We start from the raw sequence: 23,524 nt of genomic DNA on the forward strand, positions 1-23,524 counted from the left end.
CGGCCTCCGGCAGCACGTCGGCGCGCTCCTCGGCGGGCCGTCCCCGGCCCTCACCGGGGTCGCCGCGATGCCCGCGCCGAAGGGAGCGCCGCACCTCACGCCGACAGCGCGCGCCCGTCCTCGTCGCCGCTCTCGGCACAGGCGGCGGCCAGGTCGTCCAGGGGAAGGTCCAGTACGGCCGCCAGGGCCGCCACCGTGAAGAACGCCGGGGTCGGCGCCCGTCCGGTCTCGATCTTCCGCAGTGTCTCCGCCGACACCCCGGCCGCCGCGGCGACCTCCACCATGCTGCGCCCGCCGCGCGCTTCGCGCAGCAGTGCACCGAGCCGTTCCCCGCGCTGCCGCTCCCACGGGGTCAGAGGAGTTCTCACCATGACCGTGATACTAATACCGGTATAAGAATTGGAGCGCGCCGACCCGGCGCGTTGCGACAGCACGACACGCACAGGGAGAAGTGGCACAGCATGGTGGAGATCAAGACCGACGCGGCACTGGAGGCCATGCGGGAGGCCGGGCGCGTCGTTGCCCGGGCCCTCGCGGCCGCCCGGGACGCGGCGGGCGTCGGCGTGTCCCTGCGGGAGCTGGACGAGGCGGCGCGCGCCGTCCTGGCCGAGGCGGGGGCGCGCTCCCCCTTCCTGGGCTACCGCCCCTCCTTCGCGCCCACCCCGTTCCCGGCGGTGGCCTGCGTCTCCGTCAACGACGCGATCGTGCACGGCGTCCCGGACGGCTACCGGCTGCGCGACGGCGACCTGGTCAGCGTCGACTGCGGCGCGGAACTCGACGGCTGGACCGGCGACGCGGCCGTCAGCTTCATCGTCGGCACCCCCCGGCCCGCCGACCTGGAACTGGTCAAGGCCACCCGGGAGGCGCTCGACGCGGGTATCGCGGCGGCCACCGCCGGGAACCGGATCGGCGACATCTCGCACGCCATCGGCGCCGTCGCCGAGGCGGCCCGCTGCGGCATGCCGCGGGACTTCGGCGGCCACGGCATCGGCCGCCGTATGCACGAGGACCCCCATGTGCCCAACCGCGGGCGCCCCGGGCGCGGCTTCCCCCTGCGCCACGGGCTGGTCCTCGCCATCGAGCCGATGCTGATGGCCAGCGGGAGCGACGCCTACCGCACCGACACCGACGGCTGGACGCTGCGCACCGCCGACGGCAGCCGGGCCGCCCACATCGAGCACACCGTCGCGGTCACCGACGAGGGCCCGCGCGTGCTCACCCTGCCCTGACCGGACCCGCGCCGGGTTCCCTGCGGGCGATCAGCTGGAAGAGGCGGGCGGTGTGCCGGTAGGCGGGCCGGTCGGTGACCGCGAGTTCCAGCCGCTCCAGGTCGGCGTAGAAGGCCGGGTCGTACTTGCGCTCGTCGTCGGTGATGTAGTCGCTGACGCTGCGGATGCCGTAGTGCGCCGCCCCCGGGCAGCCCAGGCCCTCCAGCCGGGAGGCGATCTCCTCGGCGGTGTACAGCGTCATGTCCGTGCCGAAGGTGCGGCCGTCGGCGCGGTCCCGGCCGAGGGCCGCCAGCGCGGCGGCCGGGTCCAGTTCGCGTACGGCCGCGACCAGCGGGGCGGAGTGGCGGTTGACGGCCATCACCGACAGTACGCCGCCCTCCCGCAGCGGCGCCACGGCCGCCGCCAGCATCTCCTCCGCCGCGGCTGGACTCTCCGCGTACTGCAGGACGTTGTGGCACAGCACGACGTCCCAGCCGCCCGAGGCGATCTCCCGCGGCAACTCCTCGACGCGGGCCCGGACGCGGGTGACGCGGTCGGCTACTCCGGCCGCCTCCGCGCGCTCCCCGGCGGCTGCCAGCATCCCGGGGGCGAGGTCCACCACGGTCACGCGGTGGCCGCGGACCGCGAGCCGGACGGCGTCGCCGCCGTCTCCCCCGGCCAGGTCCAGGATCCGCAGGGGACCGTCGCCGAGCCCGTCCAGGTGACGCAGGAGGTTGGCCTCGGCGAGGGTGAAGCGCAGACGCCCCCAGGGGGCCTGCTGCCACTGCCGCCAGGCGGCCATGGACGAGTCGAATCTCCGCGCTGCCCCGGACATGCGCAGACCCTAACCCGGGCGCCGACTCGGCGGCCGTGTACCGCAGTTGTGGTCCGTACCAATCCTCTGCCGATGTATTGCCCCCACGTACCGGGCGGCCCAAGCTGTCGGGCATGGACCTGGAACTGCGGCACCTGAAGACGATCCGGGCGATCGCGGACGCGGGCAGCCTCACCCGGGCGGCCACGGCACTGGGCCTGGCCCAGCCGGCCCTCAGCGCACAGCTCAAGCGGATCGAACGCGCCCTGGGCGGGGCACTGTTCACCCGCGGCCGGTTCGGGGTCCGGCCGACCGCGCTGGGCGAGCTGGTACTGGACCGTGCCTGTGTGCTGCTGCCCGCGGTGCGCGAACTCCAGGAGGAGGCCGTACGGTTCGCGCGGGCGTGGGAGGGCATGCCGCGCTTCCGGCTCGGCGGTACGCACGGGCCGCTGCTCGGCGGCCTGGTGGACCGGCTGGCGAAGTCCCATCCACAGGTCGCGGTGACCACGCGGACCTCCTGGTCGGAACGGGAGATCGCCGCGCTGGTGGTCGAGGGACGGGTGGACTTCGCCCTGGTCGGCGCCTGCGGGGAGAGTCCGCCGCCCGCGGCGGACCGGCTGGTGTGGCGGGAGATCGCCGTCGATCCGGTGTTCGTGATGCTGGGCCGGGACCATCCGCTGGCCGAGCGGCGCGAAGTGGAACTGGCCGAGCTGGCCCGGGAGTCCTGGGCTGACGTACCGGGGGACGGCTGCTTCGCGGACTGCTTCGCCGCCGTCTGCGCCCGCGCCGGGTTCACCCCCGCCCGCGTCTACGAGACCGACACCGCCTCGTGCGTCCATCTGGTACAGGTGGGACGGGCGGTGGGACTGTGCCGGGCCACGTTCCCGCCGACCCCGGGCGTGGTGACCCGCCCGCTGGCCGGGGCTCCGCTGCACTGGCGGCATCTGGTCGGCTGGCATCCGGGCTCTTCCGCGGCGGGCGTCGCGGGCTCGGTGGTCGCCCAGGCCCGCGCGGCGCACACCGAGGCAGCCGCCCGCAGCGCCAGTTACACGCGGTGGCTGGCCGACCACTCCGGGTTCGGGGCGACTTCCCCTGCCGCGGTCGGATGACCGCGGGATGACAGTCGGACGATACGGCCTCGCACGACACGCCGGGGCGCCTGACCGGCGCCACGGCGGCCCGCCCGGCCCGACCGCCAAGGCTCCCGTAGCGGAACGGAGTTGTGCGGCGGCCGGCGGGCCGCTGGTCGGGGCGTACGCCCGGACGGATGCGGAGTGCCGGTACCACCCCCACGATGACATCCCCCGGTCCGCTACAGTCCGTCGTCCTGGGAAGTGCCACAAGGGGGCTGAATGCGTCGCGATACATGCCCGGTCTGCGAGCAGCGGGCGCCGGTGACCGACGGGGTCATCGGCCACCACGAGAGCGAAGGCCGAAGCTGCCGAGGAGTGGGCCGGACCGCCGCGGAGGCGGAGGCCCCACGGGAGGACGCTCCGCGTCCCGCCGGGAAGAACCGTACGAAGACGGCCGCGCCTGTGCTCGCGGCCCTGGGGCTGGTCGGCCTGCTCCTCATCGTCCTCGGGGTCGTTGTCGGCTCCGTACCGCTCCTGACGGGCGGTGCCGTCCTTCTCGTCTCGGCGGGGGCCGGTGTCCTGCTGAGCCGCCGCGCCCCGGCGGGCGGGCGCGGTGCCGCACGCGCGGCGGCCGGTGAGCGGACCGCCGGGCAGGGCGAGGCCGAGAAGACAGCCGGAGAGGCCGCCGAGAAGACGGCGGAGGCGGCGGAGGCGGCGGAGGCTGAGGCCACCGTCCACGCCGAGCCGGAGCCGCGCACCGAGCCGAGGCAGGAGACGGAGCACCACGAGGAGGAGAAGGAGAGTGCCTCCGGCTCCGTCCTGGTGGAGGCGGTCTCCGTGGAGGAGACCGCTCCGGAACGGCTCTCGGCGGGCGGTCTGTTCATCTCCGGTCCCACTGACTCCGCCCCTCAGCCCGACCGGTCGGACCGGTCCGACCGGGAGGAGAGCCGGGACTCGGCTCCCCGCGCACCGGAGCCCGAGCAGAGCACACGGGAACCGGAGCCCCGTGCCGACGAACCCGCCTCCCCCACCGTGGAGACGGTGAAGGCCGAGACGCCTGCCCCGGAGACCGAAGCCCCCGCCGAGATCCCCGCTCCCCGGGCCGAGGAGGCCGCCCCGGCGGTCCCGGCCACCGCGGAGACCGCGGAGACCGCGGAGACCGCGGAGACCGCGGAGACCGCGGAGACCGCGGAAGCCGCGGAAGCCGCGGAAGCCGCTGGGGAGGCCGACGGCGGCAAGGTCGCTGCTCCGGAGCCCTCCGCCGGGAACGAACCCTCCGCACCCGTCGAGGCGTCCGCGCCGGAAGCCGATGAGCCCGCCGAGGCGCCCGCCACTGCCGTGGCCGAGGACCCGGCGCCCCGTACGCCGGAGCCGGAACCAAAGCCGGAGCCGGAGCCGGAGCCGGAGCCGGCTGTCGAGAAGGTCGACGAGTCCGCGTCGTCCGCGCCCGCAGCCGCAGCCGCAGCCGCAGAGCCCCTCACGGTGCCCGCCGGGGACGCCGACGACACCACCCCGGAGCCCGGGCCGGCCTCGGAGGACTCCTCCGAGGGCTCCTCCGAGGGCTCCTCCGAGGAACCTGTCCAGGCGCCCGCCGCGCGCATCGTGAAGCAGGCGGCCCCGTCGGCCGGGGAGACCGAGGCCGCCGAGACGCCTGCCGCGGCCGCCGAGCCGCCCACCGAGCCCGGACCGGCCGAATCCGAATCCGACGCCGAGTCCGCCGGTGGTCCGTTCGCCCGGCAGGCGGAGGCCGCCGGGATGGACGCCGGGACGCTCCGCGAGATCGCACAGGCCGTCGTCACCGAGCAGAACGCCAGCATGGTCTACGTGCAGCAGCGCTTCTCCCTCTCCCGTACGGCCGCCCGGCGCGCCCTGGACGCGCTCGAGGAGCTCGAAGTGGTCTCTGCCCCGGCCAAGAACGGGCGGCGCAAGGCCCTGGCCACGTCCCTGGACCACCTCGCCCCGGCGGGCAAGCACTGATCCGCGCACTGCGGCACGATGGAATCCGCAGGCCACACGGGGTGCGGCGGCTTCCATAACGCGGTGGGGGGAGGGGAGTTGACAGCTCCTCCCCCCACCGCGTCCGCGTCTACGGTTTCGGTCACCCCGACGAAACCGAGGAGAACCACATGCTCCACAGACGCGTCGCAGGCGCGTGCGCGGCCGCCGTGGCGGCCGGCGCACTCGCCCTGACCGGACTGCTGCCGGGCACCGCGACGGCCGACCCCGCCGCGTCCGCCCCGCGGAAGGCGGACGCCCACCCTGCCTCGTCCGCCCTGTCCTCCGTGCCGCCCGGCCTGCTCAAGGCCATGCAGCGCGATCTCGGCCTCACCGTCGGCGAGGCGAAGGACCGGCTGGTGAACGAGAGCAGGGCCGGAGAGGCCGCCGGGAAACTGCGCCTGGCGCTCGGCGGCGACTTCGCCGGCGCCTGGGTGGCGGGCGACGACGCCGCGACCCTCACCGTCGCCACCACCGACGCCTCCGAGGCCTCCGCCATCACCGGGGCGGGCGCCCGGGCCGAGGTCGTCGAGCACACCCTGGCCGAACTCGACGCCGCCAAGGCCGCGCTGGACCGGGCCGCCGGGAAGAACGCCACCACCGCCGCGCCGGTGTGGTACGTCGACGTGAAGACCAACTCCGTGGTCGTCCGCGCCTCCGACACCGCCGAGGCCCGCGCCTTCGCCGAGGCCGCGGGCGTGGACGGCGGCCTGGTGCGCGTGGTGAAGTCCGCCGAGCGGCCCCGCCCGCTGTACGACCTGCGCGGCGGCGACGCGTACTACATGGGCGGCTCCGGCCGCTGCTCGGTCGGCTTCCCCGTCACCAGGGGCAGCCAGCAGGGCTTCGCCACCGCCGGCCACTGCGGCCGCACCGGCACCAGCGTCTCGGGCTACAACCAGGTGGCGCTGGGCACCTTCCAGGGCTCCTCCTTCCCCGGCAACGACTACGCCTGGGTCGCGGCCAACTCCAGCTGGACCGCCACCCCGTACGTGAAGACCTCCAGCGGCAACGTCCAGGTGGCGGGCTCCACGCAGGCGGCGGTGGGCGCGTCCATATGCCGCTCGGGCTCCACCACCGGCTGGCACTGCGGCACCATCCAGCAGCACAACACCAGCGTCACCTACCCCGAGGGCACCATCACCGGCGTGACCCGGACCACCGTGTGCGCCGAGCCCGGCGACTCCGGCGGCTCCTACATCTCCGGCAGCCAGGCCCAGGGCGTCACCTCCGGAGGCTCCGGCAACTGCCGCACCGGCGGCACCACGTACCACCAGCCGGTCAACGAGATCCTCTCCGCCTACGGCCTGACGCTGAAGACCACCGGCGGCGGCCCCGACCCCGACCCCACCGACCCGCCCACCGACCCGCCGGGCGGCACCTGGCAGGCCGGCACCGTCTACTCGGCCGGCGACCAGGTGACCTACGGGGGCGCGACCTACCGCTGCCTCCAGGGCCACCAGGCGCAGCCGGGCTGGGAGCCGCCGAACACCCCGGCTCTGTGGCAGCGGGTGTGAGCACCGTCCTGACTCGAGCCGGAGTCCGATCCCGTTCCTGACCACCGCCGCGTGCCGCCCGGGTGCGCGGGCGGCACGAGGCCGGAGGGCGTCCCATGGGGGGAGCGCCCTCCGGCCGCGGTCGTGCCTCGCGCGCCGCGCGCCGTCGCGAGGCCCGGCCCGCCCGGAGGAATCGCATCCGCCCGGAGGAGTCGCACAGGAGAACGGTTTTTGATCAAGCCCTGGGCAACGGGCGCGTTCATCGGTATTTTTCGCCCCCTGCCGCCCGGAACGCGATGCGGCAGAGGTTCGGTGATGGGGGTGCCGTGCGCGATTTCAGCCTTCCGCCCGTGGTGGAGCCGATGCGGAAGGGAGGGCTGGCGGACTCGGTCCACGAACTGGCCGAACGCGACCCGCACTTCGCGCAGCTCGCCCGCCGTGCGGACCCGGCGGGCGGTGACCGGGCGGGCGGTGATCCGGCCGGCGGTGAGTGGACCACCGTCACCGCCGCCGCCTTCCGCGACGAGGTGAGGGCCCTGGCCAAGGGCCTGCTGGCCGACGGCATACGGTTCGACGACCGGGTCGCGGTGATGGCCCGCACCCGCTACGAGTGGACGCTGTTCAGCTACGCGCTGTGGACGATCGGCGCCCAGGTCGTGCCCGTCTACCCCACCTCCTCCGCCGAGCAGGTGCGCTGGATCCTGGCCGACGCGCAGGTGGCGGCGGTCGTCGTCGAGCACGAGGAGCACGCCATGACGGTGGGCTCGGTGTGCGACGCGGCGCCGTCGCTGCGCCGTATCTGGCAGCTCGACACCGGCTGCCTGCGGGAGCTGAACGAGCTGGGGCGCGGCGTCCCCGACGATCTGGTGGACCGCCACCGCCTGGCGGTGACACCGCGCTCGGTCGCCGCCGTCACCTACACCTCCGGCACCACCGGCCGCCCCAAGGGCTGCGTGATCACCCACGCCAACCTCGCGGCCGAGTGCGACATCCTGCTCGCCGGCTGGCCCGGGCTCATCGCCGCGCAGGGCGAGCGGCCCGCCATCCTCGCCTTCCTGCCGCTGTCCCACATCTACGGCCTGATGGTGCAGGTCTTCTGCGTCCGCAACGGCGTGCTCCTGGGCCACCAGCCCGAGATCGCGCCCGCCGAGCTGCTGCCCGCGCTCGCGTCCTTCAGGCCGACGTTCGTCTTCGCCGTGCCCTACGTCTTCGAGAAGATCTACCGCAAGGCCCGACAGGCCGCCCTGGAGGCCGGCAAGGGCGAGGTGTTCGACCGGGCGATGGACGTCGCGGTGCGCTACGCCGAGGCCGTGGAGCGGCGCGACGCCGGCACGGGCCCCGGGCCCGGCCCCGTGCTCAGGGCCTCGCACGCGCTCTTCGAGCGCACCGTGTACCGGAAGCTGCGGGCGGTGCTGGGCGGGCGGGTGCGGTACGCGGTCTCGGGCGGCTCCACGCTGCGCCGCGAACTCGGTCTGATCTTCGCCGGCGCCGGGATCACGGTCTACGACGGCTACGGGCTGACCGAGACCACCGCGGCGGTGACCGGCCAGCCGATGGGCCGCGTCAAGTTCGGCACGGTGGGCCGCCCGATGCCGGGCCACTCGATCCACATCGCCCGCGACGGGGAGATCTGGGTGCACGGCGACGTCGTCTTCGCCGGCTACCTCAACGACCCCGAGGCGACCGCCGGGGTGCTGCGGGACGGCTGGTTCGCCACCGGGGACGTCGGCCACCTGGACGACGAGGGCTATCTGGTCATCACCGGGCGCAAGAAGGACATCATCATCACCAGCGGCGGCAAGAGCGTCGCCCCGCAGGTCCTGGAGGACCGCGTCCGCGCCCATCCGCTGATCTCCCAGTGCCTGGTCGTGGGCGACGACCGCCCCTACGTCGCGGCGCTGGTCACCCTCGACCCCGAGGCGCTGGAACAGTGGTTCCGGCTGCGCGAGCGGGAGCCGCTGCCGCCCCGGGAGGTCCTGCGCGACGAGGAGTTGCACGCGGAGGTCCAGCGGGCGGTGTCCAAGGCCAACAACGCGGTGTCGCGTGCGGAGTCCATCCGGGCCTTCCGGATCCTGCCCGCGGAGTTCAGCATGCGGGAGGGCCTGGTCACACCGTCGCTGAAGATGCGGCGGGCGGCGATCGCGAAGATGTACGAGGCCGAGATCGAGGCCCTCTACGCCTCCTGAGCCCTGCGTCCGGGCCACACCGGAACCTCGGAATACCCTTCCCGGAAACGGAGTTGACGCCCCCGGCGGAACCACGGCAGCATCCGCCGGGTGGAGATCACCGACCTCACCCCGGCCGAGCTCCGCGTGTGGCGGGCCTTCCCGCTCAACAAGGGCGTCGATCTGCGCGAGAGCGTGGACGACGACCCGGCGGACGGCGCCTCGTGGGGCCCCGGGCGCACGATCCGCGCCGAGGTGTTGCGGGCACTGCTGCTCGACGGCCCCACCACCGGCGGCGAGGTGCCCGGCCTGAAGCTGACCGGCGCGCGCGTCACCGGCCGGCTGGACCTCATGTACGGGACGGTCGAGCACGCCGTACGGCTGCGGTCCTGCCACTTCGAGCAGCCGCCGAACCTCTACGGGGCGCGGATACGCGCCCTCGTCCTGAGCGATTCGGTGCTCCCCGGCCTCACCGCCGGGACCCTGCGCGTCGACATCGTGCTGCGGATGACCGGCTGCCGGATCACCGGCCCCGTACGGCTCGCGGGGGCGCAGCTGACCGGGGCGTTCTTCCTCGACGGCGCGGTGCTGGGCGTCCCCGGTGCGCAGGGCGGTCCGCCGCCGGGCCCGGAGCGGGAGGGCCCCGGAGAGCGGCCGGAACCGGCCCTCCAGCTCAACCACGCGACGGTCGGCACCGACGTCTGGGCCACGGGACTCACCGCACACGGCCGGGTGCGGTTGGACGGCGCCACCATCGGCGGACTGGTGAACCTCGACGACGCCGAACTCCACGACCCGGGCGGCCTCGCACTGGAGGCCGAGACCCTGTCGGTCGGCACCGATCTGCGCGCCGCCCGGCTGCGCGCCCGCGGCATGGTCAACCTCAGTGGCGCCACGATCCCCCGCCGGCTCGTCCTGAGTTCCGCGCGGCTCTCCAATCCCTCCGGGCAGGCGCTGAGGGCCAGCGTCAGCACCATCGGCGAACTGTGGTTGCGCGGCACGGCCCCGGTCCAGGGCGCCGTGAACCTGCGCGGCGCCCAGCTCGACCTGCTGGACGCCGCCCCGGAGGTGTGGCCCGAACGGGTCAGGCTCGACGGGCTCACCTACCGGAGGCTGACCCCGCATCTGCCCGCCGAGCGGCGGCTGCCGCTGCTGGAACGCGAGGAGACGGGCTACCTGCCCTACACCTACGAGCAGTTGGCCACCGCGTACCGCACCGCGGGCGACGAGGCGGGCGCCCGTACCGTGCAGCTCGCCAGACTGCGCCGCCACCGCCGCACCCTGCCCCCGTACGCCAGGCTCTGGGGACATCTCCAGGACGCGACCGTCGGCTACGGCTTCCGCCCGATGCGGGCGGCCGGCTGGCTGCTGGCGCTGCTGCTCGCCGGCACGCTGGTCTTCGCCGGGGAGCACCCCCGCCCGCTCAAGGCAGACGAGGCACCCGACTTCAACCCCCTCTTCTACACCCTCGACCTGCTGCTGCCGGTCGTCGGCTTCGGCCAGGAGGCCGCCTTCGCACCCGAAGGCGCGTACCAGTGGCTGGCGTACCTGCTCGTCGTCACCGGCTGGATCCTGGCCACCACCACGGCGGCGGGCATCACCCGCGCCCTCGGCCGCCAGTGACCGCGCCCGCGCCGGTAGGCCGGGACCTGGAACCGCTCCCCCAACAGGCCCTGGCGGGGCGGGTGATAGAAAGAATCCGACTTCAACCGCCGGTGTTCCAGGTCGAGAAGCGGTGGACCGCTTCCGTCCGGCTCCGTCCCACGAAGGTCCGGGGGACCGGGCAGCCGGCCCGTGCGTGACCGAGAGGCCCATGTCGCAGCCGCCGTTCAACCAGCCGCCCTCGCAGGGTTTCGGCCCGCCGCAGGAGCCCCCGCCGTCCTACGGCTACCCGCAGTACCCCGCGCCGCCGCAACAGCAACCGCAGCAACCGTCCCAGCAGCCGCCCGCAGGGCCCCCGCAGCCGGGTGTGCCGCCCCACGGGCAGTACGGGTACGGGTACGGGTACGGGCAGTACCCGCAGCAGCCCGTGCCCGGCGCTGGGGGCCAGCCGCCGACCGGCGGTGGCGGCGGGAAGGGCAAGGTCCTGGCGATCGTCGCCGCGGTCGTGGCGGTCCTGCTCCTCGCCGGTGGCGGGGTGTGGTTCCTGACCGGGGACGACGGCGAGAAGACCGCCCGGAAGAACGCGGACACCGGCGACGGCTCCGAGGCCGGGAAGGAGGGCGACGCCGGGGAGAAGGGGGGCGGCACCGAGCGCAAGGGCCGCGCCGAACTGGCCTGGAAGGTGGGCCCCGCGGAACTGCCCGACCTGGACAAGGTGGTCTTCGAGAGCCACGGCACCTGGTTCGCCGGCGGGAACCTCGTCAACGCGTCGTTCGACGCCGTCACCGCCTACGACATGGAGACCGGCGAGGAGGCATGGAGCATCGATCTGACCCGCGGTCCCAAATGTGTTGCCACTCCCCGCTCCTCGGACGGCAAGGCCGCACTGCAGTGGGGTCGCAGGTGCGAGAAGATCATGGTGATCGACCTCGTCCAGGGCAAGGAGCTGTGGCGCAAGGACCTGCCCAGCGAGGACTCGGACATGAACGAGTTCGGTTCCACCGAGATGGCGCTCAGCGGCGGTACCGTCGCCGCGGCCTGGAACGGCGACGCCGTCGGTTACGACCTGGACACCGGCAAGCGCCTGTGGGAGACGGAGGAGAACTCCGACTGCGGCGACACGTCCTACGTCGGTGGCTCGCGGCTCATCGCAAAGGTCGAGTGCGACTACGGGCAGAAGCAATCGCTCCAACTGGTCGAGGAGGACGGCGGCAAGGGCTGGGAGTGGAAAGCTCCCGGGGAAACCGAGATCGTCCACATCTACTCGGTCGACCCTCCGGTGTTCGGCGTCCGGGCCGGCGACTCCATCGAGATCACCGACATCATGATCCTGGACGACAAGGGCAAGCCGCGGTCGAAGATCACCATCCCCGAGAAGCGTTACCGGTTCATCTGCGAGGGCATCACCCTGGCCGGCTGCTTCAACGTCGTCGTCGACAAGGCGAACGACGCTCTCTACCTGCAGACGTACCTGATCGCCGGCGAGAACGGCACCACCGCCGACATCGAGGCGTTCAACCTGTCCGACGGCAAGCCGAAGTGGCGCTCCGAACCCACCGGGGAACGCCTCGCCAGTCCGCTGACGATGCACGACGGCAAGCTGATGAGCTACGAAACGTACCCGATGGCCAAGGCGGGGGTGCTCACACTGATCGACCCCGATACGGGCGAGGCGACCCCGTACATGGAACTGCCCGCACAGGAGGAGGACGCGCAGCGCAGCATCCCGGCCACCGGCAGCGGTCGCCCGTACTGGCAGGACGGCGGGCTCTTCCTGGTGAGACACATGTACTACGACGATGCCGGGCTCAACAAGGGCGGCATACTGGCGTTCCGCTGACCCGGCGCTCCCGGCCCCCGCTCCACCCCGGCGGCCCCGTGCTCCTCGACAGCGGGAGCACGGGGCCGCTCGTGCGCGTCACGGGCCCCCGGCCGAAGACCTCTTCCGGCCGGGACGACCCGTCGGCGGACCTTCACGAGAGATCGAGGCCAATGGTCGAGGGCGCCCCCGATCCATCCGGCTCAGTTGCCTGCCCCCGCAAGCCAGGCCGAAATCTTCGGGCTGAGCTTGTCGGGCGCTTTCGTGTGCCCCAAGTACTCGTATTCGAAGCGATCAGCGTCAGGATAGTTCTTACCCCATGCGTCCGCCGCGCTTTGCGGAGTGACGGGGTCCTGGGGATTCTCGAGCAGAAGCAGACTCGGCATGTCCTCCGCCTCTGGCAGCGTCCACGCAGATCCTTCTGCATCACTTGGCATTGCCGAGCATGCGTAATGCATGCGCGCCATTGCCGCCCCGAGCGGATTCCTCTCCTGCGAGCCCGCCCCTGCCCCCCAACCGTCATATGCTGGACAGATATTGGCGATGTATCCAACAAAATCCGGCAGGACTTGACCGTCTCCGTGGCGCCGGGTGAAAGCATAGCTTCCCGACTTTATGACCTCCTGGTCGGTCGCGCTCAACTCAGGCCAGTTCGTCAGGATTTCACGGAGGGGCTTCCTGTTGCTCTCCATGTTATTGGAGAGTGAGAAAAGAGCGGTCATCCGCTCATATTGCTCGACACCGCCTCCGAGGCCGGTCGGAGTCGTGCTGTCGCTACCCATTTCGCGCAGCGTCCGGTGCAGAGATTTCCGGCAGTCGGCGGCCGCATCGTCACCTGTGCACCCCATGACGTCCTGCAGGCCTTCTTCCACAGCAAGGCTTCGCTCGACCATGAGCGTGGTTGCGTGCGTTCCCGGCGGCGGGGCAGGTGCGTCCATAACCGCCCAGCCGCCGGTGCGCTTCAACTCGGGCATTACAGCACTTGCCCGGACTGCGCCGAACGACTGTGCATAGATGCCGGCTATCCTGCCCTCCTTCTGCCTCAGCTCCCTGAAGGACTTCTCGTACTCCGCACGATCGAGGCGGTGAAGATCGAGGTCACAGGATTCCCTGAACTGGCCAGGCCATTCCTTCACCTGTTGTTCGGGAAGCTCGCCACCGCCCGATACCTTTGTCAGGACGTTGAGGCAGTCCGGGTCGACCTCATGGACAACCCATGGCTCGACGAACATCGCCACGGTCTCGTTCTTCAGCCATGAAGGAAGAAGTGACCGCGTAATTCCTACTTCGAGAGGACTGATTCCCGGGCCTCCAGGATCCCAGAAGACCAGCCCGTCCTGTTCTTTGGACCTCAAGGTGGCTGAGGCGTGCGGGGCCTCCGTCTCGGGAAGGGGCGCGTAGATCACCGCCCATATCCCAGTGGAGAGCAGGTGGCAGCGAACGGTCTTGCCCGCACACGCCTGAGGCGTCGACGGCTTCGGCGTTACCGATTGCCTGGCACCGGCCTGATCACCCTTGGGCTGATACAGGAGGAAGCCCGCGACCAGGACGGCGGCCAAAGCCGCCGCGCCGGCGAACCAGCGGGCGGCTTTGGCGTATCCCATGTGGCGCATCACTAGCATGTTTCGCTTACATCATAGGAATCGCAGCTGCCCTCGAGGTCCGAGGCGCCGTCTACGAATGTCACGCGCTGGAAGTCGTGCATCGACCCTGCAGTACCCTGCTTCACCTTGAAAGAATTCGTGTAGGCGGCCTCGTAGTCCCTGCCGCCATTCCACAGGATAAGGCCCTGGTCCATCTCGATCCACTGGCTTCCCGGGTTCGAAGAGTTGTACCAGACCTCGTAGGTGTCACAGTCATTGAAGGTGTAGCCGAAACCACCCACCGGTGAAGTGACCGAGAGCGAGAGGTTGTCGGCGTTGCAGTCCCCCTCAAAGGACGTCCTGGGGGCGATGTCCTCCCAGGTGACCAACCCTGACTCGATCCCGTCGTACGGGTAGCTCTGGACGCGGATCAGCTGGACGTAGGGGTCCGGGTAGTCGTTGATGTTCGCCGGCTTCGCCACACCGAACCGGCTGTACTGATACCAGTCGTAGGTGCCGCTTCCGTCATCGGAGAGCTTGTTCCGCTTCCAGGTGAAGTGACCTTCACCCATGCCCGGGACGCGGAGAATGTACTGACCACTTCCGTTGTTCACCCAGTCGGCCATTCCCGGGCCGGCATACTCCGCGAGAGCCACATCCGGATTACTGGTCTCGGATTCAAGGGTGACCGCGCCATCGGAAACTTCCACTCCGAGGCTGTCGATAACCGTCCCCTTCGGGAGGATCGCTTCAACATCGCCGTCAAGAAGCGGGATGACCTCAACCTCTTCCGAGCGGTAGGTGTTCCCGCGCTCGGCAGCCTGGCGAGTGAACTCCTGGACCTTCTTGAGGTCCTCGCCCGTCAAACCGCTCCTGGCGCGAACGTTTCTCGCCTTCGCTCTAGCCTCCTTGAACTCCTTGGAGCTTACCTTCCACTCCTTGTTTTCCTTCTTCAGGCTCGCTCTGACGACCTTGTTGTCAGTCCTGGCGAGACGTTCCGCCGCCTTCGCGGCCCGTTCGCTCTTCGAAAGCTTCTGAGCGTCCTGCTGCCCTGCGGCCTGTGCGGGAAGCGCCAGCCCGCCCAGTGCTACACCTGCAGCTATGAGTATTGCCGCTGATCGACGCATGGGAGCTCTCCTTCGAGCGGTGGAATAAATAATGCGCAAGCCACATAAACCCTGAACGATCCATGATCGTTTAGCTTGCGCTCCGGGACCGTATACCGCTGCGCAGGAGTCGAACAAGATCACCCACCCCATCGTGACCCGAGCGTCACCTTCAAATATTCCCCCTATTTCACCATTTTCGCCGCCTCAGCAGTGAAATGGCTCGACAGATGATTCTGTCCGTAATCCATGCTTATTTCCACTGGTTGGGAGCACCCGGGACCCGGCGCCCATCAGGGGCTGCGCCCACGCTCCCGCGGCGCTGTGCCATGGGTCCAGGAATCAGCACAACTCGGTTGATACCGACGTCAGGTTCGGACAGGCCCGGACCAGCAGCGCACCCCGCGCGGCGGCCACCAGGGCTGATACTCGGTACCGAGGGAACCCCGCGCCAAGCCGAAACGCCCGGTCGAACCCGACGTCCTCGCCGAGGCCGACACGGGCGGCTTCACCAGGAAGCAGTAACCACCGCTCCGGCCGACGCCCCTGACGCAACCCTCATACGGAAAACGGACATCACTCCACGAACGCCTCTCAGTCCGTCCGGGCGGCGGCGAGGTGGGCCTCCACCCCCGCGACCCCGTCGATGCCCTGGCACAGGCCCACGACCACCGGGACGAGACGCGCTTCCGGCACGTCCCCCCGAAGGGTGACGACCCCGTCCCGGACCTCGACCGCGACGGCGTCCTCGTCCAGGTCGAGGATGTCCCCCAGGACGTCCTGCTCGACCTCTTCGCGGATCTCGGCGTCGGAGCGGATGAAGACGTCGAGCAGGTCGCTGCGGGTGACGATGCCGGCCAGGAGCCCGTCCTCGTCGACCACCGGCAGCTGCTTGACGTGCCACCTGCGCAGTTCCCGCGCGACCCGGGGGATGGTCCAGTCGGCACGGGCGGTGAAGACGGGGCTGCTCATGAGCGCGCCGGCGGTCCGGGCCCGGGCCTTGCCCCAGGAGCGCTCGTCGTCCCCGTCCTGCCCCTGCGGGTCGGGTATGCCGGTCTCGTGCCGCAGCACGTCGGAGGCGGAGACGACGCCGACGGGAGCGCCGTCGTCGTCGACGACCGGGGCCGAGACGATGTCGTTGGCGTCCAGCAGGGCGGCGACCTCCGGCAGCGGCGTGTCGGGGCGGAAGGTGACCACGTCCTCGGTCATCACGTCACCGACCGTGTGGCGGTACAGCATGGCATCGGCCTCCTCCGCGTCGCGGCGGGGCGGCCGCACCCTCGCCGGCCGTTCCACCGTCGCCGTCCTCCCTCCCCATGACAACACCGCGCCGCTCCGGCGGCCAGTGCCGTTCGGCCCGACGGGGAGGCCGGCGGTCCCTCGACCAGGGCCGCTGTCCTATCCTCGGCCGATGCGTTTACACCCCATCGACCGCCCGGCCGATCTCGACACGGTCCGTGAGTCCTACGACCGGGTGGCCGACAACTACGTTCACATGGTCCGGACGACGGGCTGCGGCGACATCCGCACCCATCCCTGGCTCAAGGCGTCGATCGACGCCTTCGCCGACACCGTGCGCGGGCTCGGCCCCGTCCTCGACGTCGGCTGCGGCCCCGGAACGGTGACCGCCTACCTCGCCGAACGCGGGCTCGACGTGTCCGGGGTCGACCTCTCCCCCCGCATGATCGAGAACGCGCGCCGCCTCTACCCGCACTGCCGCTTCGACGTCGCCTCCGCCACCGACCTCGACCTCGACCTCGGTGAGGCGTCCCTCGGCGGCGTGCTCGGGTGGTGGTCGCTGTTCAACCTCCCCCGTGACGTCCTTCCCCAGGTCCTCGCCATGTTCGCGCGCGCCCTGAAGCCGGGCGGGCACCTCATCACCGCGACACACGTCGGCGACGAGGACATCGCGCGCACCGAGGCCTACGGAGGCGTCCCCGTCCGCTGGACGACGCACCAGTGGCGGCCGGAGCAGCTCGTGGACCTGATCGAGCGGGCCGGCCTGCTTCCGGTCGCCGAGCTCCGCCTCCCCGCCGAGGAGCAGACCGGTCCGGGCGTGGTCGTCATGGCCAAACGCCCCGGCTGAGGCACGGGCGCTGGGCGGCGGGGCCCGCCTCCTCGATCGGACGAGGGCGGCACGCCTCTTGATAGGCAAGTAGCCACTTGCCTATGGTGTTGGTCGTGGCGGAGGACCTCTTCAAGGCCCTGGCCGACCCCACCCGCCGGCGCATCCTCGATGAGCTGGTGGAGCGGGACGGCCAGACCCTCTTCGAGATTTGCGCAAGGCTGGCGAACAAGCACGGTCTGGGGCTGTCCCGCCAGGCGATCAGCCAGCACCTGGCCGTACTGGAATCCGCCGGTCTGGTCGTCTCACGGCGCCAGGGCCGCTACAAGTTCCACGAGCTGAACACCGAACCCCTCGAACTCATCGTGACCCGATGGCTCAGGCCCGACACCCCGGAGAGCACACCATGAGGATCCACCTCACCAGCGTCTTCGTCGACGACCAGGACAAGGCCCTGCACTTCTACACCGACGTGCTGGGCTTCGTGAAGAAGCACGACGTCCCGCTGGGTACGGACCGGTGGCTGACCGTGGTCTCGCCGGAGGATCCCGACGGAACGGAGCTGCTGCTCGAGCCCTCCGGCCACCCCGCGGTGCGGCCGTACAGGACGGCACTGGCCCAGGACGGCATCCCGGTCGCCTCCTTCGCCGTGGACGACGTACGGGCGGAGTTCGACCGGCTGCGCGGGCTCGGGGTGCGCTTCACCCAGGACCCGCTGGAGATGGGCACGATCACCACCGCGGTCCTGGACGACACCTGCGGCAATCTGATTCAGATCGCGCACAGCGGGTAAGGCGCCGGCCCGCGCCTTCCGGGCCCCAAGCCCGCCCGTTCGACGAGGCAACCGCCGCGATCCACCGTCCGCCGTCAGGTTCGGACGCGCGGCGCGGGCGAGGCGGCGGCACGGCGCACGGGCACCACAGCGGAGACTGCCGACACAGCCGCCCCTGACAGAGCAACGCCCGCAAAGGATCTCCGGGAGATACGGGGTGAATTCATGTCTCCCACACTGCCGACGGATCCACGTCCGGACATCCAGGGGTCACCCCGGAACGGGCCCCGACCTCGCCGGGTCACGCCCTAATCTGGCCCCATGGCACAGGATGTGGACTTCCGGGTCGGCGACGTACTGTCCGTCACCTGTCCGTTCACCGAGACCCGGGCGACGGACTTCGGGCTGGATCACCTGGCTCTGGAATGGCCGTGGTGGCGGCCCGATCCCAGCGGCGAGGTCGGCCACTGGAACGGAATCGTGGCGCTGGGGCTCGACGCCGGAACCCGTATGTGGGACGAGACGGGACTGTTCCGCACCGACCCGGCGCCGGAGCACCTGGAGCCAGGGGACGTGTGCCGGGTCGGTGTGCCGCCGACGGTGGTCCATGTGACCGCCGTCGACCACTTCGACCCGCCGCTGAAGACCGTCTGGCTGCCCCATCCCCGTCTGGTGGTCTCGGTGCTCCCCAGAGGTCTGTCGTACCGGGAGGCTCCGGCAGATAGCCATGATGACGGCACCGGCTTCGAGATCTACCCGGGTGACGGCATACCGTTCACATTTGACCTGTTGTTCCGGCCGTACGCCTTCCTCCAGCCCGGCGACGAGGTCGCCGACGCCACCGGCAGAGCATGGCGGTTCGACGGGCCGTGGGCCTGGTACGCCTTTGACGGCGAAGCGGCCCCTGCGGCTCCGCAATGGCCACTGTCGCTCCTGGCCCGTGCCGGTGCGCCGCGCACACCGGAAGCCGCCGCGACGGTGGCCCGTTCCACGGAGACCGGCTCCCACCGGAACGTCCTGCTGCGCTGGACCGGTCTCACCGACGCCACCCCCACGCCCCCCGGCACGGTCGTCCCTTCTGCCCGGTAGTCCCGGCCTCACGGGAGCCTACGGCTGGAGTCCCGACCATGCGCGGCGACCGTCCGGCCCGGACGGCACCGGCCCCGCTTGGGGGATGATCTCCCGGAGGACACCCGAGGAGAGGAAACACATGAGTCCGACACCGCACGAGCGCACCGTCCCGCCGGCGCGCGCTGATGAACGGACCACGCTGGAGGGCTGGCTGGACTTCCACCGCGAGACCCTGGTGCTGAAGTGCTCGGGGCTGGACGACCGCGGCCTCCGTACCGCCCCGCTGGAACCGTCGCGGATGACGCTGCTGGGCCTGGTCCAGCACCTGGCGGAGATCGAACGCAACTGGTTCCAGCGGGTGTTCGCCGGTCTCGACGTGCCACCGGTCCACGCGGACGCCGGCTGGGACGGCTTCGGGCTCGTCCCGGAACGCGGCATCGACGAGGCGCTGGCCGCCTGGCGCGCCGAGGTCGCGCGGGGACGCGAGCTGACCGCCGGCGCCTCGCTGGATGAGACCGGCAGGCTCTCGGAGCAGGAGGCCGCGCACCTGGGCAGCGAGGAGGTCTCGCTGCGCTGGATCCTGGTCCACCTGATCGAGGAGTACGCGCGCCACAACGGCCACGCGGACCTGCTGCGGGAACGCATGGACGGCACCACCGGCCCCTGAGCGTCGCCCGCCGCCTTCACTGCGGCGGTCCGCCCGCAGAAACGGGGTTGTCCAGGAGGACCGCCACCTCCGCCCAGACCGTCTTGCCGACGGGTTCGCGCGGGACCGCGCCCCAGCGGGTGGCGAGGATGTCCACCAGGAGCAGGCCGCGCCCCGACTCGTCGTCGGCGGACGGTGAGGGCGGAGCGGCCGGAGGCCGGACCGGGGAGGCGTCCGAGACCTCGATACGGACCAGGTTCCCCCGCACTTCGAGCGCGAGGCGGAAGTCGCGTCCGGGCACGCGGCCGTGCCGCACCGCGTTGGCGGCCAGTTCGCCGACCAGCAGGGAGACGGTGCACGAGACATCCGATGCGGCCGGCCACCCCCACTCCTCCATGCGCCGTACGGCGGTTTTCCGGGCCAGCCGCGCCCCCTTGGCGGATGACGTGAACCGCATGGTGAACAGCCGGGGTTCGGGGCCGCCCGGGTGTGCCGCGCCCGGCTGCGGTTCCTCGTCGGGCGTGGTCGTCGTCATCAGCACGAAAGCCGTCCTTCGCTTCCTCGTTCGATCCGCAACGTAGGCGGATCATTACGTTCCGTGCTTCAGGATCGATCGGCGAGCCTAGGCTCGGAAGGGGATGAAGCCTTACCTTCCAGCCCGTAAGAAACGGAAGTGATGTTTTGGCCAAGGATGTTGATCCCGGGGCATCGATGGCGGCCCTGTTCGGCTCGCGGGTGCGCAGACTCCGCGTCGCCGCCGGGCTGACCCAGGCGGAACTGGGTGAGAAGGCGCATGTGGTCGCCAGCCGGATCACCCAGGTCGAGCGGGCCTCCGGGGCGAGACCGACGCTTGAACTGGCGCGCACGCTGGACGACGCGCTCGGAGCGGACGACCTGCTGGTCGACCTGTGGCCGTACGTCTACCGCGAGACGTTCCCGAACTGGTCGCGCAGGTTCATGGAGTACGCGGAACGGGCCTCGGTCATCATGCAGTACGCGGCACATGTGGTGCCCGGCCTGCTCCAGACCGAGGACTACGCGCGAGCCCTGCTGAGCGTCGGCCGGACGCTCAGCGGCAAGGAGCAGTTGGAGGAACGCGTCGCGGCCCGGCTCGGGCGGCAGGCACGGCTCTGGTCACCGGGCCGTCCCGAACTGTGGGTGATCCTGGACGAGTCGGTGCTGCGGCGCCCGATCGGAGGCCGAGCCGTCATACGGGGCCAGTTGGCAAGCCTCCTCGAAGCGGCCGAGGAACGTCACATCACCGTGCAGGTGCTGCCGTTCGACCAGGGCGAGCATGGCGCGCTGGGCGGTTCCCTGACCCTGCTGACGATGCCGGACGGCTCGGAGACGGTCTACACGGAAGGCGCCGACTACGGCCAACTCGTCGAGGAACCGACGGAGATCAGGCCGTACAGGGAGACATACGATCGACTGCGGGCGGCAGCCCTGCCCCCGCTCATGTCGCTCGACATGATCCGATCCGCGCTGGAGGACAACCGTGAAGCGAGTGTCCCGTCCCGATCTCAGCGGCGCCGAGTGGCGCAAGAGCAGCTACAGCAACCAGGAGGGTGGCGACTGCGTGGAGGTGGCCGACGGCTTCCCCGGCAGCATCCCTGTCCGTGACAGCAAGGTCCCGCACGGGCCGGTGCTGGCGTTCCCGTCGGCGTCCTGGGCTTCCTTCATAAGCGAGTTGAAGGCCGACCGCCGCGCCTGAGCGATCCGGGGGCCGGTGTGCGTCGGTTCCCTGGTCCCGCCGGACCCTCGCTCACGAGGGTCCGGCGGGCCACGAAATCCCTTAAAGAACCGGGAGAAAGAACCTCCCACCCACCCACCCTTTCCCCTCGTCACCCGTACGGGTGACGAGCTTGCAGGTTCGAAAAGGGGGTGGTTACGTTCATCGCGACAACCGCAAAAAGTTGCGGCCCCCGGCCGGGACTGGCATCCCGATCGAGGGCCTCACCGATCAGGAAGAAAGCACCTTCCCGATGGCTGACTCGCAGTTTAGCGCGCCTTCGCGCGCCCGCGCCGGTGCACCGACATCCGGCGTGATCCATGTACGCACCCGCCTCACCGCCAACTTCACCGTCCTCGCCAACGCCCTCGCGCAGCGGCCCGGCAGCGCGGTCACCATCGGGGTCGCGGCCTACATCTCCTCCCTCCCGGACGGCGCTCCGGTGAGCATCACCGCGCTGTGCGAGCACTTCTCCGAGGGCGAGATCCTGATCTCCCGCGCTCTGCGGGAGTTGGAGGCGTCCGGGCATCTGGAGCGGCGGCGCGAGCGCGGGCCGGACGGCCGGGTCCGTACCCGCACCTACTTCCACGACGTACCGCCGGGCGACGACGACCCGGATCCCACACCACCGCCCGGCCGCCGGCCTCGTCCCGCGCCCGTCCGCGTGCCGGTACCGGCTCCGCGTACGGCCTCCGACCCGGCGCCCCTCCCGTCTGCCCCGGCACCGGCCACCGCTCCCCCGGACCCGCTCCCGGCCGTGGTGCGGTCACCGCAGGCGCCGCCTGCTCAGCCCGCTCCGCTCGGCGAGGCCGATCCGGACGCGGTGCGGGTCCTGGCCTGTCTCCGCAACGCCGACCCCCGGCTGATCCTCTCCGAGGGCGAGGCCGCCCGGCTCGCCCCGGACGTGGCCCGGTGGCTCGCGGCGGGCGTGTCCCCCGCCCGGATCACCGAGACGCTCACCGCCGGCCTGCCCGAACGGCTTCTGGCCCGCCCGGCCCGCATCCTGGCCTTCCGCCTCGGCGAGCCGCCCCTGCCCGCGCCCGCCTCGGCCCCGTCGCCCGCCAAGCCGGCCGTCCTGCCCCTCCAGACCTGCGACGGCTGCGAACGCGCCATCCGCGCAGCCCGGCCCGGCCAGTTGTGCCGCGACTGCCGCATGGAGCGGGAGGAAAACCGTGCGGCCTGCTGATTCACCGAGTATGGGGAGCAACACCATGAGTATGGTGTTGTGTATGGCAACCAAGAAGGTCACCGTGACGATCCCGGAGGATCTCCTGGAGGAGATCCGCTCCGAAGTGACTGAGCGGGGCATGTCGGCGTACTTCACCGAGGCGCTGCGCCTGAAGCGGGAGCGGGACCGGCTCCGGGAGCTGGTCGACTGGCTGGAGGAGGAACACGGGCCGGTCACCGAGAGCGAACGTGCTGCGGCGCTAAGAGAGTTGGAAGACCTCGACGCCGAGCACAAGCGCCGCCGCACCACCGCACGGAACTGTCCCGGAGAGGCCGCGTGAGGAGGCAGAACAGCAGGGAGGCGCCACCCCGCGTCTTCGTCCTGGATTGCGAGGCCCTGTCGCTGGCCGTGCGTGGCGACCGCGCCATGATCGCCCGCCTCGACCTGGCGGCCCGGGGGGAGGCCGAGGTGGTGACCTCCCCCATAACTCTTGTCGAGGCGTACGACGGGAGGACCACTGAGCGTCGCTGGGACTGGGTGCTCTCCCGCCTCACCGTCGCGGACATCGGCAAGGAAGAGGCCCGGCAGGCGCGCCGACTTCTGAGCCGGGCCGGGCTGCACGGCCACAAGTACTCGATCGACGCAGTGCTCGCCGTCGTCGCGCGACAGCAGTCGGGCCGGGTGACGGTCTTCACCTCGGACGTGGACGACCTGGAGAGGCTGGTACCGGACAGGGTCGTCGTCGTGAAGGTGTGAGCGCGAGCCGTCCTGGCTCGCATAGGGTGACGGCCATGGCATGCCGCATCAGCGAACTCGTCGTCGACGCCACCGACCCCGAACGGCTGGCCGCGTTCTGGAGCGAGGTCCTCGGCTACGTCGAGTTCGGCCGGGATGACGACGGAAGCATCGAGATCGGCCCGCCCGGCACCGGTTTCGGCGGCCCGCAGCCCACCCTCGTCATCAGCCCCACCAGCGACCCCCGCCCGGGGAAGCTCCGGCTGCACATCGACGTCAACGCCACCGACCGCGACCAGGACGCCGAGCTGGAACGGCTGCTCGCCCTCGGCGCCCGGCCCGTCGACGTCGGCCAGACCGGCACCGAGAGCTGGCACGTCCTGTCCGATCCCGAGGGCAACGAGTTCTGCCTCCTGCGCGCCCGCCTCAAGCCCCTGTGACGACCGTGCCCGCTCAGGGCGCGCACCGAAAAGGCCG

The 23,524-nt window shown here is 71.3% G+C and carries 24 protein-coding genes; 18 read left to right on the top strand and 6 right to left on the bottom strand.

Annotation, left to right across the window (positions count from 1 at the left end; all coding sequences use genetic code 11):
* Nucleotides 1–95 precede the first annotated feature (95 nt).
* Nucleotides 96–371: a helix-turn-helix domain-containing protein gene (locus CUT83_RS11310; protein WP_101255721.1), complete on the bottom strand. Its 276-nt coding sequence runs from the start codon at nucleotides 369–371 to the stop codon at nucleotides 96–98.
* A gap of 90 nt (nucleotides 372–461) precedes the next feature.
* Between CUT83_RS11310 and map the strand changes: the two genes are divergently transcribed.
* Nucleotides 462–1,229: a type I methionyl aminopeptidase gene (gene map / locus CUT83_RS11315; RefSeq protein ID WP_101255722.1), complete on the top strand. Its 768-nt coding sequence runs from the start codon at nucleotides 462–464 to the stop codon at nucleotides 1,227–1,229.
* Here the strand turns inward: map and CUT83_RS11320 are convergent.
* Nucleotides 1,216–2,043, bottom strand: a complete 828-nt coding sequence (locus tag CUT83_RS11320) for a methyltransferase domain-containing protein (protein WP_240957879.1) — start codon at nucleotides 2,041–2,043, stop codon at nucleotides 1,216–1,218. The two genes, map and CUT83_RS11320, sit on opposite strands and share 14 nt — an antisense overlap.
* A gap of 113 nt (nucleotides 2,044–2,156) precedes the next feature.
* Between CUT83_RS11320 and CUT83_RS11325 the strand changes: the two genes are divergently transcribed.
* The 6 genes from CUT83_RS11325 to CUT83_RS11360 all read left to right on the top strand — a co-directional run bounded on the left by CUT83_RS11325 (nucleotide 2,157) and on the right by CUT83_RS11360 (nucleotide 12,190).
* A complete protein-coding gene (locus CUT83_RS11325; protein ID WP_101255724.1) occupies nucleotides 2,157–3,131 on the top strand; it encodes a LysR family transcriptional regulator in 975 nt (324 codons plus the stop codon).
* A gap of 243 nt (nucleotides 3,132–3,374) precedes the next feature.
* Complete coding sequence (locus tag CUT83_RS30075; protein WP_158238996.1) at nucleotides 3,375–5,072, top strand: DNA translocase FtsK; 1,698 nt, start codon at nucleotides 3,375–3,377, stop codon at nucleotides 5,070–5,072.
* A 149-nt stretch (nucleotides 5,073–5,221) separates the two neighbouring features.
* Nucleotides 5,222–6,604 (top strand): alpha-lytic protease prodomain-containing protein, encoded by a 1,383-nt coding sequence (locus CUT83_RS11345; RefSeq protein ID WP_101255725.1) that lies wholly within the window; start codon nucleotides 5,222–5,224, stop codon nucleotides 6,602–6,604.
* 305 nt (nucleotides 6,605–6,909) lie between these two features.
* On the top strand, nucleotides 6,910–8,769 hold the full coding sequence (locus CUT83_RS11350) for an AMP-dependent synthetase/ligase (RefSeq protein WP_101255726.1): 1,860 nt from the start codon (nucleotides 6,910–6,912) through the stop codon (nucleotides 8,767–8,769).
* Between the two features lie 90 nt (nucleotides 8,770–8,859).
* Nucleotides 8,860–10,371, top strand: a complete 1,512-nt coding sequence (locus tag CUT83_RS11355; RefSeq protein WP_101255727.1) for a membrane-associated oxidoreductase — start codon at nucleotides 8,860–8,862, stop codon at nucleotides 10,369–10,371.
* A 190-nt stretch (nucleotides 10,372–10,561) separates the two neighbouring features.
* Nucleotides 10,562–12,190 carry an outer membrane protein assembly factor BamB family protein gene (locus tag CUT83_RS11360; protein ID WP_143688528.1) on the top strand — a complete coding sequence of 543 codons (1,629 nt, stop codon included), beginning with the start codon at nucleotides 10,562–10,564 and terminating at the stop codon, nucleotides 12,188–12,190.
* A gap of 182 nt (nucleotides 12,191–12,372) precedes the next feature.
* Here the strand turns inward: CUT83_RS11360 and CUT83_RS11365 are convergent, their stop codons facing one another.
* The 3 genes from CUT83_RS11365 to CUT83_RS11380 all read right to left on the bottom strand — a co-directional run bounded on the left by CUT83_RS11365 (nucleotide 12,373) and on the right by CUT83_RS11380 (nucleotide 16,097).
* Nucleotides 12,373–13,782 (bottom strand): alpha/beta hydrolase, encoded by a 1,410-nt coding sequence (locus CUT83_RS11365; protein ID WP_158238997.1) that lies wholly within the window; start codon nucleotides 13,780–13,782, stop codon nucleotides 12,373–12,375.
* Between the two features lie 2 nt (nucleotides 13,783–13,784).
* Complete coding sequence (locus CUT83_RS11370; protein WP_143688529.1) at nucleotides 13,785–14,879, bottom strand: hypothetical protein; 1,095 nt, start codon at nucleotides 14,877–14,879, stop codon at nucleotides 13,785–13,787.
* A gap of 573 nt (nucleotides 14,880–15,452) precedes the next feature.
* On the bottom strand, nucleotides 15,453–16,097 hold the full coding sequence (locus tag CUT83_RS11380; RefSeq protein ID WP_101255789.1) for a CBS domain-containing protein: 645 nt from the start codon (nucleotides 16,095–16,097) through the stop codon (nucleotides 15,453–15,455).
* Nucleotides 16,098–16,269: 172 nt separating this feature from the next.
* On the opposite strand from CUT83_RS11380, the gene CUT83_RS11385 reads away from it, so the two are divergent.
* The 5 genes from CUT83_RS11385 (at nucleotide 16,270) to CUT83_RS11405 (ending at nucleotide 19,433) form a co-directional block, all read left to right on the top strand.
* Nucleotides 16,270–16,944, top strand: coding sequence for a class I SAM-dependent methyltransferase (locus CUT83_RS11385; protein ID WP_101255732.1), 675 nt, complete (start codon nucleotides 16,270–16,272; stop codon nucleotides 16,942–16,944).
* Nucleotides 16,945–17,039: 95 nt separating this feature from the next.
* Nucleotides 17,040–17,333, top strand: a complete 294-nt coding sequence (locus CUT83_RS11390; protein ID WP_101255733.1) for an ArsR/SmtB family transcription factor — start codon at nucleotides 17,040–17,042, stop codon at nucleotides 17,331–17,333.
* Nucleotides 17,330–17,716 (top strand): VOC family protein, encoded by a 387-nt coding sequence (locus CUT83_RS11395; RefSeq protein WP_101255734.1) that lies wholly within the window; start codon nucleotides 17,330–17,332, stop codon nucleotides 17,714–17,716. Before CUT83_RS11390 ends, CUT83_RS11395 begins: the two co-directional genes overlap by 4 nt.
* Nucleotides 17,717–18,016: 300 nt before the next feature.
* Nucleotides 18,017–18,784: a hypothetical protein gene (locus CUT83_RS11400; RefSeq protein ID WP_101255735.1), complete on the top strand. Its 768-nt coding sequence runs from the start codon at nucleotides 18,017–18,019 to the stop codon at nucleotides 18,782–18,784.
* A gap of 121 nt (nucleotides 18,785–18,905) precedes the next feature.
* Entirely contained in the window at nucleotides 18,906–19,433 is a 528-nt protein-coding gene (locus CUT83_RS11405) for a DinB family protein (RefSeq protein ID WP_101255736.1), read from the top strand.
* Between the two features lie 16 nt (nucleotides 19,434–19,449).
* On the opposite strand, the gene CUT83_RS11410 is transcribed toward CUT83_RS11405, so the two are convergent.
* Nucleotides 19,450–19,947, bottom strand: coding sequence for an ATP-binding protein (locus tag CUT83_RS11410; protein WP_101255790.1), 498 nt, complete (start codon nucleotides 19,945–19,947; stop codon nucleotides 19,450–19,452).
* 176 nt (nucleotides 19,948–20,123) lie between these two features.
* Between CUT83_RS11410 and CUT83_RS11415 the strand changes: the two genes are divergently transcribed.
* The 6 genes from CUT83_RS11415 (at nucleotide 20,124) to CUT83_RS11440 (ending at nucleotide 23,487) form a co-directional block, all read left to right on the top strand.
* On the top strand, nucleotides 20,124–21,035 hold the full coding sequence (locus CUT83_RS11415; RefSeq protein WP_101255737.1) for a helix-turn-helix domain-containing protein: 912 nt from the start codon (nucleotides 20,124–20,126) through the stop codon (nucleotides 21,033–21,035).
* The gene (locus CUT83_RS30895) at nucleotides 20,998–21,126 is read left to right on the top strand and encodes a DUF397 domain-containing protein (RefSeq protein ID WP_240957888.1); all 129 of its coding nucleotides are present in this window, start codon (nucleotides 20,998–21,000) and stop codon (nucleotides 21,124–21,126) included. Before CUT83_RS11415 ends, CUT83_RS30895 begins: the two co-directional genes overlap by 38 nt.
* A 271-nt stretch (nucleotides 21,127–21,397) precedes the next feature.
* The gene (locus CUT83_RS11425) at nucleotides 21,398–22,330 is read left to right on the top strand and encodes a hypothetical protein (protein WP_101255739.1); all 933 of its coding nucleotides are present in this window, start codon (nucleotides 21,398–21,400) and stop codon (nucleotides 22,328–22,330) included.
* A 43-nt stretch (nucleotides 22,331–22,373) separates the two neighbouring features.
* On the top strand, nucleotides 22,374–22,652 hold the full coding sequence (locus CUT83_RS11430; protein ID WP_101255791.1) for a CopG family transcriptional regulator: 279 nt from the start codon (nucleotides 22,374–22,376) through the stop codon (nucleotides 22,650–22,652).
* Nucleotides 22,649–23,068 (top strand): PIN domain-containing protein, encoded by a 420-nt coding sequence (locus tag CUT83_RS11435; protein ID WP_101255740.1) that lies wholly within the window; start codon nucleotides 22,649–22,651, stop codon nucleotides 23,066–23,068. Before CUT83_RS11430 ends, CUT83_RS11435 begins: the two co-directional genes overlap by 4 nt.
* A gap of 35 nt (nucleotides 23,069–23,103) precedes the next feature.
* Nucleotides 23,104–23,487: a VOC family protein gene (locus CUT83_RS11440; RefSeq protein WP_101255741.1), complete on the top strand. Its 384-nt coding sequence runs from the start codon at nucleotides 23,104–23,106 to the stop codon at nucleotides 23,485–23,487.
* The last annotated feature ends 37 nt before the right edge of the window (nucleotides 23,488–23,524 follow it).

Origin of the sequence: Streptomyces barkulensis (assembly GCF_002843305.1) — a bacterium.
Lineage (GTDB): Bacteria > Actinomycetota > Actinomycetes > Streptomycetales > Streptomycetaceae > Streptomyces > Streptomyces barkulensis.

Excerpts from the sequence above, each read along its gene's own strand:
- CUT83_RS11415 (WP_101255737.1), top strand. The coding sequence starts at position 20,124 with ATGGCGGCCCTGTTCGGCTCGCGGGTGCGCAGACTCCGCGTCGCCGCC.
- CUT83_RS11365 (WP_158238997.1), bottom strand. The coding sequence starts at position 13,782 with ATGCGCCACATGGGATACGCCAAAGCCGCCCGCTGGTTCGCCGGCGCG.
- CUT83_RS11325 (WP_101255724.1), top strand. The coding sequence starts at position 2,157 with ATGGACCTGGAACTGCGGCACCTGAAGACGATCCGGGCGATCGCGGAC.
- CUT83_RS11400 (WP_101255735.1), top strand. The coding sequence starts at position 18,017 with ATGGCACAGGATGTGGACTTCCGGGTCGGCGACGTACTGTCCGTCACC.
- CUT83_RS11425 (WP_101255739.1), top strand. The coding sequence starts at position 21,398 with ATGGCTGACTCGCAGTTTAGCGCGCCTTCGCGCGCCCGCGCCGGTGCA.
- CUT83_RS11395 (WP_101255734.1), top strand. The coding sequence starts at position 17,330 with ATGAGGATCCACCTCACCAGCGTCTTCGTCGACGACCAGGACAAGGCC.
- CUT83_RS11370 (WP_143688529.1), bottom strand. The coding sequence starts at position 14,879 with ATGCGTCGATCAGCGGCAATACTCATAGCTGCAGGTGTAGCACTGGGC.
- CUT83_RS11360 (WP_143688528.1), top strand. The coding sequence starts at position 10,562 with ATGTCGCAGCCGCCGTTCAACCAGCCGCCCTCGCAGGGTTTCGGCCCG.
- CUT83_RS30075 (WP_158238996.1), top strand. The coding sequence starts at position 3,375 with ATGCGTCGCGATACATGCCCGGTCTGCGAGCAGCGGGCGCCGGTGACC.
- CUT83_RS11345 (WP_101255725.1), top strand. The coding sequence starts at position 5,222 with ATGCTCCACAGACGCGTCGCAGGCGCGTGCGCGGCCGCCGTGGCGGCC.
- CUT83_RS11405 (WP_101255736.1), top strand. The coding sequence starts at position 18,906 with ATGAGTCCGACACCGCACGAGCGCACCGTCCCGCCGGCGCGCGCTGAT.
- CUT83_RS11320 (WP_240957879.1), bottom strand. The coding sequence starts at position 2,043 with ATGTCCGGGGCAGCGCGGAGATTCGACTCGTCCATGGCCGCCTGGCGG.
- CUT83_RS11410 (WP_101255790.1), bottom strand. The coding sequence starts at position 19,947 with ATGACGACGACCACGCCCGACGAGGAACCGCAGCCGGGCGCGGCACAC.
- CUT83_RS11385 (WP_101255732.1), top strand. The coding sequence starts at position 16,270 with ATGCGTTTACACCCCATCGACCGCCCGGCCGATCTCGACACGGTCCGT.
- CUT83_RS11310 (WP_101255721.1), bottom strand. The coding sequence starts at position 371 with ATGGTGAGAACTCCTCTGACCCCGTGGGAGCGGCAGCGCGGGGAACGG.
- map (WP_101255722.1), top strand. The coding sequence starts at position 462 with ATGGTGGAGATCAAGACCGACGCGGCACTGGAGGCCATGCGGGAGGCC.
- CUT83_RS11380 (WP_101255789.1), bottom strand. The coding sequence starts at position 16,097 with ATGCTGTACCGCCACACGGTCGGTGACGTGATGACCGAGGACGTGGTC.
- CUT83_RS11440 (WP_101255741.1), top strand. The coding sequence starts at position 23,104 with ATGGCATGCCGCATCAGCGAACTCGTCGTCGACGCCACCGACCCCGAA.
- CUT83_RS11430 (WP_101255791.1), top strand. The coding sequence starts at position 22,374 with ATGGCAACCAAGAAGGTCACCGTGACGATCCCGGAGGATCTCCTGGAG.